The sequence below is a fragment of the Marinimicrobium locisalis genome, from assembly GCF_039822625.1.
GTDB classification, from domain to species: domain Bacteria; phylum Pseudomonadota; class Gammaproteobacteria; order Pseudomonadales; family Cellvibrionaceae; genus Marinimicrobium; species Marinimicrobium locisalis.
Genome location: NZ_JBDLLG010000010.1, coordinates 125,034 through 139,234 on the forward strand (window position 1 = coordinate 125,034; position 14,201 = coordinate 139,234).

At 55.9% G+C, this 14,201-nt stretch carries 11 protein-coding genes; 6 read left to right on the top strand and 5 right to left on the bottom strand.

The genetic code is table 11. The features are described from left to right. Window positions 1–6: 6 nt before the first annotated feature. The 4 genes from AAE514_RS08115 to AAE514_RS08130 all read right to left on the bottom strand — a co-directional run bounded on the left by AAE514_RS08115 (window position 7) and on the right by AAE514_RS08130 (window position 3,275). Entirely contained in the window at window positions 7–471 is a 465-nt protein-coding gene (locus AAE514_RS08115; protein ID WP_347331033.1) for a MotA/TolQ/ExbB proton channel family protein, read from the bottom strand. Further along, window positions 471–2,633: a TonB-dependent receptor plug domain-containing protein gene (locus tag AAE514_RS08120; RefSeq protein WP_347331034.1), complete on the bottom strand. Its 2,163-nt coding sequence runs from the start codon at window positions 2,631–2,633 to the stop codon at window positions 471–473. Before AAE514_RS08120 ends, AAE514_RS08115 begins: the two co-directional genes overlap by 1 nt. Before the next feature lie 17 nt (window positions 2,634–2,650). Next, entirely contained in the window at window positions 2,651–2,932 is a 282-nt protein-coding gene (locus AAE514_RS08125; RefSeq protein WP_347331057.1) for an energy transducer TonB, read from the bottom strand. A gap of 139 nt (window positions 2,933–3,071) precedes the next feature. Then, a complete protein-coding gene (locus AAE514_RS08130; RefSeq protein ID WP_347331035.1) occupies window positions 3,072–3,275 on the bottom strand; it encodes a hypothetical protein in 204 nt (67 codons plus the stop codon). A 697-nt stretch (window positions 3,276–3,972) separates the two neighbouring features. Here AAE514_RS08130 and AAE514_RS08135 point away from each other — a divergent pair. Next, window positions 3,973–6,417 carry an EAL domain-containing protein gene (locus tag AAE514_RS08135; RefSeq protein ID WP_347331036.1) on the top strand — a complete coding sequence of 815 codons (2,445 nt, stop codon included), beginning with the start codon at window positions 3,973–3,975 and terminating at the stop codon, window positions 6,415–6,417. A 142-nt stretch (window positions 6,418–6,559) separates the two neighbouring features. On the opposite strand, the gene AAE514_RS08140 is transcribed toward AAE514_RS08135, so the two are convergent. Further along, on the bottom strand, window positions 6,560–8,047 hold the full coding sequence (locus tag AAE514_RS08140) for a M17 family metallopeptidase (protein WP_347331037.1): 1,488 nt from the start codon (window positions 8,045–8,047) through the stop codon (window positions 6,560–6,562). Between the two features lie 135 nt (window positions 8,048–8,182). On the opposite strand from AAE514_RS08140, the gene AAE514_RS08145 reads away from it, so the two are divergent. The 5 genes from AAE514_RS08145 to AAE514_RS08165 all read left to right on the top strand — a co-directional run bounded on the left by AAE514_RS08145 (window position 8,183) and on the right by AAE514_RS08165 (window position 14,034). Next, window positions 8,183–9,148: a zinc-binding metallopeptidase family protein gene (locus tag AAE514_RS08145; RefSeq protein WP_347331038.1), complete on the top strand. Its 966-nt coding sequence runs from the start codon at window positions 8,183–8,185 to the stop codon at window positions 9,146–9,148. 62 nt (window positions 9,149–9,210) lie between these two features. Beyond that, window positions 9,211–10,518 carry an ATP-grasp domain-containing protein gene (locus AAE514_RS08150; protein ID WP_347331039.1) on the top strand — a complete coding sequence of 436 codons (1,308 nt, stop codon included), beginning with the start codon at window positions 9,211–9,213 and terminating at the stop codon, window positions 10,516–10,518. Between the two features lie 204 nt (window positions 10,519–10,722). Then, window positions 10,723–11,019, top strand: a complete 297-nt coding sequence (locus tag AAE514_RS08155) for an ectoine synthase (RefSeq protein ID WP_347331040.1) — start codon at window positions 10,723–10,725, stop codon at window positions 11,017–11,019. Window positions 11,020–11,194: 175 nt separating this feature from the next. Further along, window positions 11,195–12,535, top strand: a complete 1,341-nt coding sequence (locus AAE514_RS08160) for a magnesium transporter (RefSeq protein ID WP_347331041.1) — start codon at window positions 11,195–11,197, stop codon at window positions 12,533–12,535. A gap of 92 nt (window positions 12,536–12,627) precedes the next feature. Beyond that, on the top strand, window positions 12,628–14,034 hold the full coding sequence (locus tag AAE514_RS08165; protein ID WP_347331042.1) for an OmpA family protein: 1,407 nt from the start codon (window positions 12,628–12,630) through the stop codon (window positions 14,032–14,034). Window positions 14,035–14,201: the final 167 nt, after the last annotated feature.

A 14,201-nucleotide genomic window follows, 5' to 3' on the forward strand; every position in this document is an offset into this window, starting at 1 on the left:
GCGCCATCAGATTGCCTCCTGTTGCACATCCGGTACCGTCTGCCCGGCCTCGGCCTTGTCCGGGTGGTAGAGGCAGCTGTGCTGCAGGCGTTCGGCCAGTTGTAACAGCAGCTGGTGATGCACGCTATTGATGCGCCCCAGCAGGTTGTAGAAGAGCACCGCCGGGATGGCGACGAACAGGCCGAAGGCGGTGGCCACCAGCGCCTCGCCCATGGGGCCGGAGACCACCGCCAGCGAGGCCGACTGCTGCGCCGAGATGGCGGTGAGGGTGCGATAGACCCCCCATACCGTGCCGAACAGACCGATGAAGGGGGCAGTGGTGGCGGTGGAGGCGAGCAGCGCCAGGCCCGCGCCCTTCCAGAACAGCAGGAACCAGGTTAGCAGCGACAGCCCGGCCAGCAGCCAGAACACTGCCGCCAGTACCGGGTCTTTTTGGTCGAAGTAGTGCAGCAGGTTGATGCCAGCATCCATCAGAAGCTCCCCTTCACGCCGACCAGGAACACCCGTCCGGTGGTCTCCGTCTCGATCTCGCCGTTCTTGTCCTTGAAGCGCTCGGTATTGGTCAGATTCTCGCCGGCAAAAAACAGGCTCATTGAGCGGGTCAGGCCGGTTTCGGCGTACTGGTCCAGGGAAAACTCAGGGTCGATGCGTTCATCCTTGTTGCCCTCGGTCTTGCGCTCCTCACCCACATAATGGCCGTTGATCGAGATTCGGGTGCCACTCGGCGCATGGTCGTAGTAAAGACCGAGATTGGTGACAACATTGGCCGATTCATTGAATTGGCGGGTACGTCCGGTGAACTCGTCGAACACCTGCGAATCGGCAAAGGTCTGGTTGGCGCGCAGCTCGAAGCCGCCGGGGAGACCGAGGCTGCCCAGCTTGACGCGCTGTTCCAGTTCTACGCCCTGGAAGTGGCCGTCGCCGACGTTCTCGAAGCGGAACTGGTCCAGACCGCCGATCTGGACGCCAGTGTTCACCTGTTCGATCAGGTCTTCCACTTCGCGGTGATAGAAATTGATACCAAGGAACAAGGGGCCGGTAGTGTACTCGCCACCCAGGTCGAAGGCCCACGCGCGGGACGGCTCCAGCTCCGGGTTGCCCTGCACCAGATCACCGTCCTTCTCTTCGCTGAACGGTGCGAGCTCGTCGAACTTCGGCCGATTGATCACGCGCGAGGCCGATGCGCGCAAGGTTACCGCCTCGTTCAGCAGGTAGGTGGCATGCAGGCTTGGCAGCACATCTGAGAGGGTGGCGTCGCCCCGGGTGCCGTCGCCGGACTCTGTTTCCCGCTCGACGCGCTCGTAGCGCAGACCGGGTGTCAGGCTGAAACGATCATTAACGTGCAGTCGGTCCTGCACGAATACAGCCAGGTAGCGTTGTTCGTTCAGCTGGTAGTTATCCTTGTCCTCGGTCTTGTCCTTGATCGTGCCGCCCTTGTTCTCCCGCTTGGTCTTGTCCTTGAAGCGATCGCGGACGCGCGCCGCACCGCCAAATTTCAGTTCGTGGTCGATGCCGATGGAGAACGGCAGGGTCAACGCGCTCTTGATCTCGAAGGTCTCATCCTGTTTGTCCTCGGTTTCCGTCTCCGTCTTGTCGAAGCTGCCATCGGCCTTGAAGACCGATTTCAGCTTCTGCTTGTCCTCGTCGGTGTCGGACCAGGCAAACTGACTTTCCAGTCGCTTTCCGCCGTTCATGCGCCAGTCGTGATCGACGATCAGTGCCCTGGTGCGCTTGAGTTCGTCCTCGACCTCCTTCTCGATCTTGTCCAGTGAACCGTTCTTGAACTTACGTTTTTCCTTGTCCTTCTCCTCGTCCAGATTGAGCAGCAGTGGGCGCAGGTGCAGCGTCTGCCCGTCGCCGTACCAGGCGAAATCGGCGAAGGCATCGGTGAAGGTCGCATCCTTGAACTCGTCCTCGGTCTCGCGCTCGTTGCCCTTGAGTTTGTCTTTCACCTTCACCAGCGGATCGGCGACCCGGGACAGGCCGAGCTGCATGCCGAAATCATCGAAACGCTCGCCATAGCCGAGCTGGACGCTGCGCTGATCGCCAAAGTCTTGATCGGTGGCGGTGCCGGTAGCGACGGATGCATCGATGGTGCGCTGCTTGGGGATCTCGCGAAAATCAACACGCACGCGCCCGGCCAGTCCGTCGGCTTCTACTTCCGCGGTGGGGTTGCGTACCACCTCCACTTCACCGGCCAGGAAAGCGGGGAAACGCCAGATCTGGAACTCGCGCTTCTCACCGCCATCGGTGAGTTGCACGCCGCCGAACTCGGTGCGGGTGTAACGCTTGTCGATCGCGCGCAGGCGCACGTCCTTGCGCTCGCCGGGTGCGCCGCCCATGGTCACGCCGGGCAGGCGCTGCAGGGTGCCCCCGAGGCGGCGGTCGGGTACCTGCTCGATGACCTCGCGCCCCAGGCCGGTGCTGGAGAAGGCACGCTCGTGACGGTCGGCCTCGGGCGCGCCGCCACGGACATCGTCGCCAATCACGTCCAGCGCCGGCAATTCGGTAGCGGTTTCGGCGTGGGCGGAAAGCGTCAGCGAGAGGCCAAGTACCAGAACGATTCCGATTGAGCTGGGCCTGGCTCGCACACTAGTGGCGAGATGGTTTTGACCATGTCGTTCTTGATGCATGTGATCTCCTGTTGGGGTTACTTGTTTTTCAATGAAAAATTGACGGGAAGGGTTAATTCACGGGGTTGCCCGGCAGCGAGCACAATGAGGTCGCGAGGTAACGGAAAGGCCTGCTCAAACATTGTCAGCGCGACCCGGTCGAGGCGCGGAAAGTCGGAACGACTACGCAGCGCCAGCCCCACTAGCCGTCCATCGGCGGTGATGTGGAAGTTAACGCTTACCACCCCCTCCTCACCGGCCAGACGGGCCTTGAATGGATAGCGCTTGTGCTCGGCCAGGTGACGCAGCAGGACGCGGATGAAGGCGGCCTACCGCGCTTGCTTGTCGCCGGTGCCGGCCCGCGCTGCGCCAGCGGGTGGCTCGGGGGTGGCCGAGGGCGGCGCAGTGGCGGCAGATGACGGCTCGGGTTTCGGTTCGAGCTTCGGCTCAGGTTTCGGTTCAGGTTTCGGCTCGGACATCGGCGCCCACCATCGCCACTCCATCGCGAACCGTGAGCACCACGCGAGTCTCGCGTCCGCTATCGCCCGCCGCCCTCTCGTCCACAGGTACCGCGCGCGGCCAATCCACCACAGCGCCATGCAATGCAAAACTGGTGGTGAGTGCGGCGATCAGGGTCAACAGATTGAGGGGATAGCTGTTCATATTTTCTAATGATACTGATTTGTTTTATTGTTAGTAATGGTAATGATAATAATGCGCGTTTACGTTTTCCGTAATGCCTGCGAGCAAGATGCAACCACGGTAAAAACCTGCTTTAAGTACATCGGGTACATGTCCAAATGCAATTACTGCATCCCGTTGTGCGACGAGTATTGGCCGATTTCGAGGCGAATCGAATCGCCAATGCATCGACCGGCGATCCATGAGTCACCGGACGATCCATACCATCATGTTGACTAACGGGGCATTATTTTAATGTCGGGCGGCACTATAGCTCGATATCGCGGGTTGAACGAGGCGCTGGGCAAGGACTGAAGGTTGGTGAATAACTATTATAGTGTATATCAAGATTTGACCCCATAGGTTCGCTATAGGTAGACGTTCATGATCGTAAATGCTTGTTATTGCATAGCATTAGTCTTGACGACAGGTCCACATTGCCCTATATAAGAAGAGGGAGTACGGAGAAGTGCGCCCGCTAGGCAACTGGGAGCAGGAAAAATTCCGGTTCTTAGGCAAATTGGGACGAATAGGTCCATCCCAAAAGCTCAGATACCCTGAAGTTTGGCTTATCCGAGCAACCTCGCGAGAATGTATCGGCCTATTCGAGTAGCCTGCCGGCCTGTTATTCAGGTCAATTCGGAACGACTCGATTTTTTTAACTCATAAAAGGAAGCTTATGTGCCCAACCAATTCTCGCAAAATGGGCAACCTGCGAGCCCAGTACATCACTCATCTGGTTCAGTACGAACAACAACTGACGGCACTCTGGTCGGCCGCGGCTGATGACCAAAGCAGGCTGTCGGACATCCAGTCAATGGCTCATCGTCTGGCCGGTTCGGGCAAGGCCTATGGATTCAGGGAATTGTCGCAGGTGGCGAGAGAGCTTGAGCAGGCGCTGGAGCAAACTGACCACCTCTCACGACAGGAAAGAGCATCGGCAGCATCTGAGTCGCTCAGAGAATTGTTGCGGGCATTGAGACAGATCTCAAAAACTGAACCGAACGAGGTGGTCCATGATGACGCCCAGAATGCTGCAGTAACGAAAAGCGTGTCCGCAGATGACATCCGTGTGCTGATTGTGGATGACGATGAAGATTTCGCGATCAAACTCTCGGAAACCCTCGACTCTTACGGCTATAGTGCACAGGTCGAGCGGGATATCACCCAACTGGAAAAGGCGATTGCCGACCATGACCCGCTTGCTGTGATCGTCGACATGGACTTTTACGGCGATCGCTTTGCGGGTGCCAAGCAAGTGGCTTACTGGCAACATAACGATGGCGCCCCCCTTCCCGTCATTTTCATCTCTGAACATGACTCTTTCGACCTTCGTTTGGCATCCGTCAGAGCAGGCGGCAATCATTTTCTTCACAAACCATTGGATATTCCCAGATTGACTGCCCTGCTGCGCGCAGAGCTGAATATGGCGCCTGTCGAGCCCTACCGGATCATGATTGTCGACGATGATCAGGACTTGCTGAGTTTGTATGACAGAATACTCGGTGATGCCGGTTATTCAGTCAAAACGGCGGATACTGCGCAAAACGCCCTCAATCTTCTCGATCAGTTTCAACCCGAGCTGGTGCTGATTGATGTCAAGATGCCTGTCTGCAATGGCATTGAACTGGGTCGTATTATTCGCCAGCACGAAGAGTTCTCTACCATACCTCTGTTATTTATGTCGGCGGTTGCTGATATGGATGTGCAATTGGCCTGTGCCCGCCTGGCAAATGACGAATTCATCAACAAACCGATAGAGCCCTGGAGGCTGTTGATGATGGTCAAGTCGCGTGTTGTGAAAGGCCGCCAGTTGCAAGGCATGGATCGCGCCTTGTTGGCGCACGGGGAAGAGACGGCTCAAGACGCACTGACGGCGTTACCAAAACTGTCGGAGGTCCGACGTGCTCTTAACGGCCTTTTGCAACAGCCGCTTGAAAGAATTCTGGCCGTGATAAAAATGGATCTTCGGGAGTTTCACTCTATCAACAATCTCCATGGCCACTATTTTGGTGATGAAATTCTGCAAGGTGTTGCGTGGAGGCTGGGGCAACACTTGGGCGACGCCAGCATGTTGAGTCGCGACGGCGATGAGTTTCTAATTCTAAGTAGGGAGCATTTCTCGCGAAAGGCGCTTGATCAGTACGTGAGGGAGTTGACCCAGGTAATCAGTCAAACGGAGATGAATTCTGAGCAAGGCTCTGTCCCACTATCGGTAGATGTGGGCGTTGCGATCGCCGCGGGCGACAACATGACGGCAGACGAGCTGCTGGATCAGGCGGATATGGCTTTGTTTAAAGCGAAAACGGCCAAAGGTGCTGAACTGGTCTACTTTGAGGAAGAGCTCCAGGCAGAGCAGACATACCGCTTTACCCTGGAGCAATCGATCAGGCAGGGCCTGGATAATCAAGAGTTTGCTGCGGTTTACCAGCCAATATTCTCAGTGGAAGGGGAGCACATTGTCGGGTTCGAGGCGCTTGCCCGTTGGCAACACCCGGAGGGTGGCCTACTGGGGCCGGGGGAGTTTATTCCACTGATGGAAGAGCGGGGACTGATTTCCCGGTTAACGGAGCAGATAATCAGCTGTGTAGTGCCTCAACTCGCCCATTGGCACACGATCAACCCGGACTGGTTTATGTCGCTGAATCTCTCCGCGAAAGATATCCAGACACCCAAGTTTATCGACAAGCTTACCTCGCTGATCCACACCCTTAAGCTGAAGCCGGAGAAAGTCGTGCTGGAAATCACCGAGAGTCTGCTGCTGGCGGACTGGCAAAGCGCCAGCCAGGTGCTGGAATCACTCAGGTCGCTGGGTGTTCGCGTGGCACTGGATGACTTTGGCACCGGTTACAGCTCGCTGAGTTATCTGCAACGCATTAACGCCGACAAGCTGAAAATTGATCGCGGTTTTATTGAACACTGGTCGCAAACCGGGGATGCCCGCTTGTTACGTGCTATGGTGCAGTTGGGCCAAAGCATGAACATGGGCGTGATAGCCGAGGGTGTTGAAAAAAACGAAGAGCTGGCTTTTCTGAAGCAACTCGGCTGCGATCAGTATCAGGGCTTTCTGAGCGCCCGCCCCATGCTGCCGGAAGACATTGAAGCGGGTGACTGGTTTCCTTAAATCTGTTCCCGGATCACTCTGACGAGTTGCTCTGAAGTCAGCTGTTTTTTCAGCAGTACACTCACGACGGCTGAAGGTGTCTCCTTTACGATATCATCACCGGACAAGATGACGATGGCCGCCATGGGTTGGTAACGGTCAACTACTGATTGGCCACCTTTTTGAGCCATTCCACGCCAAAGCGTACACCAAAACCCTGCAAGTCAGTCGGTATCTGCGCCAGCCCGCCCGGATGAGTGCCGGAAGAGGCCATGTCTACGTGCACCCAGCCGATGTCTTTATCAACGAAACGACCAAGCAGCCGTGCGGCGTAGATGTGATCACCGGGGCCTTTGGTTCTGCATTGCAGGGTATCGGCGACTTTCGACTCCAGATCTTCATCGTAGTCGTCTTCGTAGGGAAACGGCCAGACCCGTTCACCGCAACGCTCACCCGCCTGGATGAGAGGCTCGACCCAGTCACGGCGATTGGTTATTGCTCCTGCCATTCGTTGCCCCAGAGCAGCGACGACCGTACCCGTCAGGGTTGCGTAATCAATAATCGCGCGTGGCTTTCCCCGGGATACGAGCGCCAGGGTATCCGACAGCACCATTCGGCCCTCGGCATCGGTATTGATGAGCTCGATCGTGGTACCGTCCAGGGCGGTAATGACATCGTTACATTTCACTGCGCGCGAACCGATATGGTTCTCCGCCAGTGCCAGCCAGCAATCCACCGGCTCATCAAACTTCATACGGGTTATGGCCAGAAAGGCACCCAGCGCCACGGCACTGCCCTGCATGTCGCCATGCATACCCAGCATACTGCCGCCCACTTTCAGGTTGCTGCCACCGGTGTCGAAGCAGATGCCTTTACCGACCAGGGCGAGCGGTTTGCCCTCAGCCCCCGGCGGGCGGTACTCCATGTGAAGTATGCCTGCGTCCCTGACCGGGCTGGCCTCAACAACAGAAAGAAAGGCGCCGGCGCCCAGCTCTTCCAATTTATCCCGGTCATAGAACTCGGCTTTCCAGCCCTCCTGGCGAGCAAGCGATTCGGCGATATCCCGATAAATACCCGGTGTGAGGTAATTGCCCGGCAAATGGGTTAACCAACGAGCCAGGTTATTGCCCTCGGCCGTTGCCTCAGCGTACCCAAAATCAGCGTTACCAAGGCCCCCGAAATAGCTCATGGCTTTGAGGTTATGTGGCTCGGAGGCTTTGCCCGTAATTTTCGGCAACTGGAACAGTGCTGCATGGGCCGCAGCCAGGAGGGCCTCAGACATCGCACCTGTGGCCACCTCATTATCAAGCAGGCAAACAACATTTATCTCTTCCAGCCGGTCTGCTATCAGCGGCCCAATCACTTTGCGTGCCAGGGTCAGCGCCTTGAATGTCTGAAGTTGATCCGCCACGAACACAACCGCCGCTCTTTCACCTCCGGGCATGGATAGAAACACAGGGTTGGCCGTTTTCGGATGAGCTGAAAGACGCTCTCCCAGAGCGTCGGACCAGGGCGTATTATCGATCGCTTTCCGGTCCGCATCAGGCACAAGGACGATCACGCCTGATCCGGGCTTGAAGTCCCAGGCAGCGGGAATCGGTTGGTCTTTCTGGATCGACAATGGCGGTAATCCGGGGAATTCTGTCTTCATTTTTGAAGCTCCATTTGGGGGCTGAAAATATAAGTATAATTATAGTTGATTTTCCGGTGCAGACAGGTATATAAATGCGCTTTAACTACAAGAATTTTGCTGCATGCCGCAGCAGGAAAGGAGCTATTTCTAGATATGAAGGCATTCACAAATCCGGTTGGTTCCGGCACCCTCTGGTTTCATAACCTTACTACCGCCGATGGCACACCGGTTGCGTACGACCCTCAAGCGCGGGCTTTCGTGCCCATGCCTCCGTTCTGTGCGAATCGCGAGGTTATTGGCTGCAACTGGATCGCGCCTGAGGAAGGCGCTTTCTGCCGATCCTGTGCCATGACGGCACTGGCACCGGCCCTGGAAATTCCCAATGCCATTCCCAATTGGGCAGAAACAGAAGCAGCAAAGCGTTGGGTAATCGATAACCTGGGCCGCTGGCACTGGTTCAGGCCGGAAGATCCGGGGACCAGACCGGTTTTCCATATGCTCGCTGACGGCCACACGATTGCTGGCATGGGTCATGGCGACGGCGTGGTCACCATCAGTGTTTCCGAGGCCGACCCTGTTGTCAGGGTGACTCGCAGAGAAGCCCTGGACGAGCCTTACCGGACGATGATCGGGCACATGCGCCACGAGATTGCCCACATGCTCTGGTGGCGGCTAAGCTTGCGTGAGGACTTTTTGGCCGCCTTCCGTGAGATGTTCGGGGATGAACGTGCCGACTATCAGGCTGCCCTCAAGAAGCATTACGACCAGGGTCCCTCCCAGGACTGGGAGCTGTTTTACCTGACGTCATACGCCTCTGCGCATCCCCACGAGGATTTTGCGGAGACAGCAGCACATCTTCTGCATCTGACCGACATTACGGATAGCTTCGTGGCAACAGGGCTGACTTCGCCCGAAATGCCAAGCCACAACTGGGATCCCTACTCAGAGCCGGATACGGCGACACTGGTTCATGTCGCGGCCACCCTGGCAACACGAATCAATCACGTAAACCGTTCCATGGGCCTGGCAGACATCTATCCGTTCGTACTCTCGGAAGCCGCCCATCGTAAACTTGCCTTTGTACATGACTGGTTACGCCGTGGGGCCCAAGGGCTCTGATCTGAACATTTTTTACCAAATTTCATTAGCGTTTTTTGTACAAATAAAAAAGAGAGCACCTAATGACCGTTATGCCTGAATCTGAATTATCAAAGGAAGTCCTGGCCTGGCGCGACCCAGAAATGCCCTCAGTCAAGGGCACCGAAAAGCCGAAAGATCCAAACAAGGGCTATATTGCCCTGCTCGGTTGGAGCGTTAACGCCATCAAGGCGGCACAGAACTTTGATCGTCGCTACATTGTCGTTGCGCCTGAGTGGGCCACGGATTTCTGTAAAGCGAACAACATCCCTTTCATAGCATGGGATTTTATCCGCCTTAATGATCGCTCCATGGAGATCGCCACAAGGCTGAAAGAAGAAGGCGTGGATGTTGCCATCCCGCTGTTTGAAGAGACCGTTGAGTGGTCTGGTGCGATCAACTCTGTGCTGATGGATAGCCCGCGCATGTACGGGCAGTCGATCCTGTTCCGTGACAAGGCCCTGATGAAGCGCCGTGCTCAGCTTGGCGGCATTCGCGTGGGCATCTTCGAGGAAGCCCACGAGAAAGACGATATCGTCCGTTTCATGAAGCGTGTGAACCAGACGCTGCTGAAACTCGACGGTGACCCGGATGACCCGATTCACGTCAAGGCTTTCGACAAGGCCGGCTGTCTCGGCCACCGGATGATCCGTACACTGGAAGAAATTGACAACATTCCGGATGAGGAATATCCGCTGCTGATGGAAAGCCACCTGAGCGGCTGGGAATTCGCGGTTGAGGCCTGGATTCACGACGGCAAGATCCAGTTCCTCAACATCTCCGAGTACGTAACCCTGGGTTATTCGGTATTTGTACCGGCTACAAAAGAGCTCGAGAGCTGGAGGAATGCGATTACCAAGCAGATCGAACTGTTGATCAAGACCTTTGACATCAAGTTCGGCCTGATTCATCCCGAGTACTTCGTAACCGCTGACGGCGAGATGTACTTTGGTGAGATCGCCTATCGCCCACCGGGCTTCAAGGCTTTCGAACTGATTGAAAGAGCCTACGGCTTCAGCGCTTACCAGGCTTCCATGCTGGTTTTCGATCCGAAGAGCACGAAAGAGGAAGTGGCTGCCTTCTTCCCCAAGGAAGTCGAGGGCGCGAAAGGTTATGCCGGCTGCTTCGGTGTCTATCCCCGCCGTCGCGTGGTCAGCAAGCTGGAAATGCCTTCAGAGTGCGTTGACCATCCGTACTTTGATTCCCACGAGCTGGTTGCGCCGACTGAAGAGACCGTACCGGATCGGAATGCCTTCGGTACCCACTGGGGGCTGGTGTTCTTCTTCGGGGACGATCCCATCACGATGCGGGATTTGCTTAAGTCCCAGGAAGACCTGGACTTCTACGTTTAAAGACGCAGAGTCAGTTCATCAGATATGGGTGGCCGGGTGATTGCCCGGTCTCCCGACTGGATTGTGCTCAAGTACAACCCAGTCAGTCTCTCAACATTAGAGTAATTTTATGAAAATCGTTCGAGTGCAAGACATTATTCGATCAGAGCGTGAGGTGAGTGGGCCAGGCTGGACCAGCCGCCGGATGCTTCTTAAAAAGACGGCATGGGATTTTCTTTCCATGAAACCATTATTCCGGCCGGAGCCGAACTTAACCTCTGGTACAAGCACCACCTTGAAGCCGTCTATTGCGTTGCTGGCAACGGCAAGATTCTGGATAAAGCCACAGGTGAAACCCACGAGATCACCGACGGGACGCTGTACGCGCTTGATAAACATGACCAGCATACGCTGTACGGTGGTACAGAGGACATGCGCCTGATCTGTGCCTTCAACCCGCCCGTCACAGGACGCGAAGTTCATGACGAAGACGGGGCTTATCTGCCGGACGCCGGCGAGTAACAAGACCAGCCCCGCCCCACGCGGGGCTCCAGCCATTCTCTTCGATTTTCGGCCATTCGGTCAGGCGGTAACCGCTCTGGCTGTGGTATGTACTCATACCCCCTCCCATAAAAGTTGTGACTAATCCATAACAGTTAGCATCAAAGTCCCTCTCTCCCTTGAAGCTAGTTATAGCATGACGGACGAACTCCCGGACCGGATCCAGGAACTGCTGGCGGCCGAATCCTCTCAAGCCCCAGCTAAAGACATCCAAAGTCTTACCGCAGATCAGAGCTCTGAAGAACTCGCCTTGTTGCTTGAATCGCTGCCGGTAGACCAGCGGGTCGATATTTGGCGCAAACTAGAGACAGACAGGCAGCTAGATACGCTCGTATACATGCGAGCAGATCCCCGTGAACGGATCCTTGATGATCTGAGCGAGGAGGAAACCAATCAGCTGCTAACTGATCTGGATGCCGAGGAACTCCTCGAGCTAGCAGAATCGCTGCCTCCACGGTTGGTGGAGCTGGCTCTCGCGCGAATGGATTCCCAGCAACGTGAATGGTTCCACGGAGCACATCAGTATGCCGAAGATGAAGTGGGCCACTGGGTTAATCGCGATCTCATCCTGCTGCCACAGACTGCGAGGGTACGCGATGCGCTTCGGGTGCTCAGGCGCAACCAGCCCGAATACTGTGATGCGATTTTTCTGGGCAATCGGGCAGGCCAATTTAGCGGTGTGGTGAAAATTTCCAGACTTTGGGCACAACCTGACCATTTACCTCTTCTGGAGCTCGCCGAGGAACATGCAAATGGCATTTTGGCCACGGAGGACGCCGTGGATGCTTCGATGAAGTTACAGAAATCAGGCTTGGCGTCACTCCCGGTTGTCAACAAGCAGCGAGAAGTGATTGGTCGGATCGATATGGCAACGGCCTGTGAGCTGGTGAACGAATTTTACGAAGGCCAGATCATGTCGTCTGTTGGCTTGGATGAAGACGAAGACCTATTCGCTCCAGTCAGAAAAAGCGCCCACGGCAGGGCTGTTTGGCTGGGTATCAACCTGCTGACGGCTTTTGCCGCTTCCTGGTTCATTGGCCTGTTTGAGGCGACGCTGCAGCAGGTTGTCGCCCTTGCGGTCCTCATGCCTATTGTGGCGAGCATGGGCGGCATTGCAGGCAGTCAGACGCTGACATTGATGATCCGGGGCTTGGCGTTGGGTCAGATCACGGATGCTAACTTCAGGGCTCTTCTGAAAAAGGAAGTAAACGTGGGCGCCCTGAATGGCTTGATCTGGGCAGTGGTTATCGGCCTCGTGACCAGTCTTTGGTTTGGTGACCTGATGATTGCAATGGTTATCGCTCTGGCGATTGTGATCAACATACTGGCGGCAGCTTTTTCAGGCGTCATCATTCCCATTATTCTTGACCGCCTGAAGATAGATCCCGCTTTGTCCGGCTCGGTGATCCTCACCACGGTGACCGATATTGTGGGCTTTGTCGCCTTCCTGGGTATGGGAACCTGGTTTCTAGTCTGATGAAAAAAATGTGACTTTTTCGTTCCTCACTGCATCAAAGGTAGGAAGCGTAATTAAACGCCTGGTATTCAGGTAACAATGTGGAGAAAAACATGAATTCCTTCTATAAATGGACAGTAGCAGCGGCGATGTTAGTAGCAACCGGCTGTGCCTCAACAGCAAAGTTGAGTCCGGCTGAAATCAATGAGCGTCATCCTAAGCTCGCGACTCTTGAAACGGCTCTAAAAACCGCCGACGCCAACGATGTAGATGTGCTTTCCCAGGCCTTATATGAGCGGGCCGAAGCTAGCTGGCAGGAGGCGCGAAAGTTGGCGGCTGGCGGCAGTGACAAAGCAGATGAGCTGGCGCGTCAGGCAGAAGCCCTGCTTGAGCGCGCCAACCTGAACAGTCGTTCTGTTAGACGAGAGCTGAGCAGTGTGTTGACCGCGCGCGATCGTGCAATGCATGCAGGTGCCCACACCAAATACAGCCAGGAGTTTGCCGAGGTCGATGAGCAGCTGTCCGAGAGTGGCAACTGGATAGCGGAAGGCAGGGTGTCTGATGCGCGCAAAGTGCGCCAGGAAATGACTGAAAGTTACGCCCGCCTTGAGGTAAAAGCGCTTAAACAGGCAACCTCAAAGGATGTACAGCAGCGAATTGCTCAGGCGCTGAGGGCTGATGTTGATGATTACGCACCGCGTACCCTGGCCAGCGCACAAGCTGAACTGCGTCTGGCCAATCAGGTTCTGGAAGCCGACCCCAATGCCCGCAGCAAGGCTGGAGCGCATGCGCAGCAAGCGATGCAGCTGGCGAACCAGGCCATTCAGATTGCTGAGATCATTAAGGATTTCAAGCAAAGTGACATGACGGATGAGCAGATTGTCCTATGGTATCAACAGCAGCTCGCCGAAGCGGTGAACCCGGTTGTTACCGATCCGGATTTTGGCCAGCCAAACCGTGAAGTGGTCCGGTCTGTAGCCATCGAACTGGCCCAGTTGACTGATACGCAGGTAAAGTATGCAGCTCAACTCGTTGCCATGGAAAAAGAGCTCGAGAGCCTTCGTGTTTCGTCTGATTCAGCCCGCGAACAGCAGGCCCGCAATGAGGCCCGTTTCAGGGCAGTTCAGAAACTGTTCAGTTCTGATGAAGCCGAAGTCTATCGGCAGGGCAGCAATGTTCTCGTCAGGGCTTATGGTTTCGATTTCCCTTCTGGACAGAGCGAAATCCAGTCCGATAACTTCCCGTTACTGAACAAGATTACCAGGGCCATCAATCAGTTCCCCGATTCCCGGATTGAAGTGTCTGGCCACACAGACAGCCGCGGCTCGGATGCGCTGAACCAGCGGCTGTCTTCTGAACGTGCCGAAAAAGTGGCTCGTTTCCTGGTGGAGGTGGGCAACCTGCCCAAGCAACGGGTGACAAGCAGAGGTTACGGTGAAACCCGCCCGCTTGCTTCCAACGAGACGCAAGAGGGGCGCACGGCGAACCGCCGCGTTGAAATCCTGATCGTTAATGAATGAAACCCAGAGGGGGCGCACCGCGCCCCCTCCTCTATGAGAAGGCCTGCGGCATGAAACCAGAAAATCAGTTGGAGCGGAAACTTGAAGCACTGGCGCGGTCCGAGATCCGGTCCGTTGAAAGTCAGCATCGTTTACGAAGAGCGCGTGGAGCCGCTCTTCAGCAAACG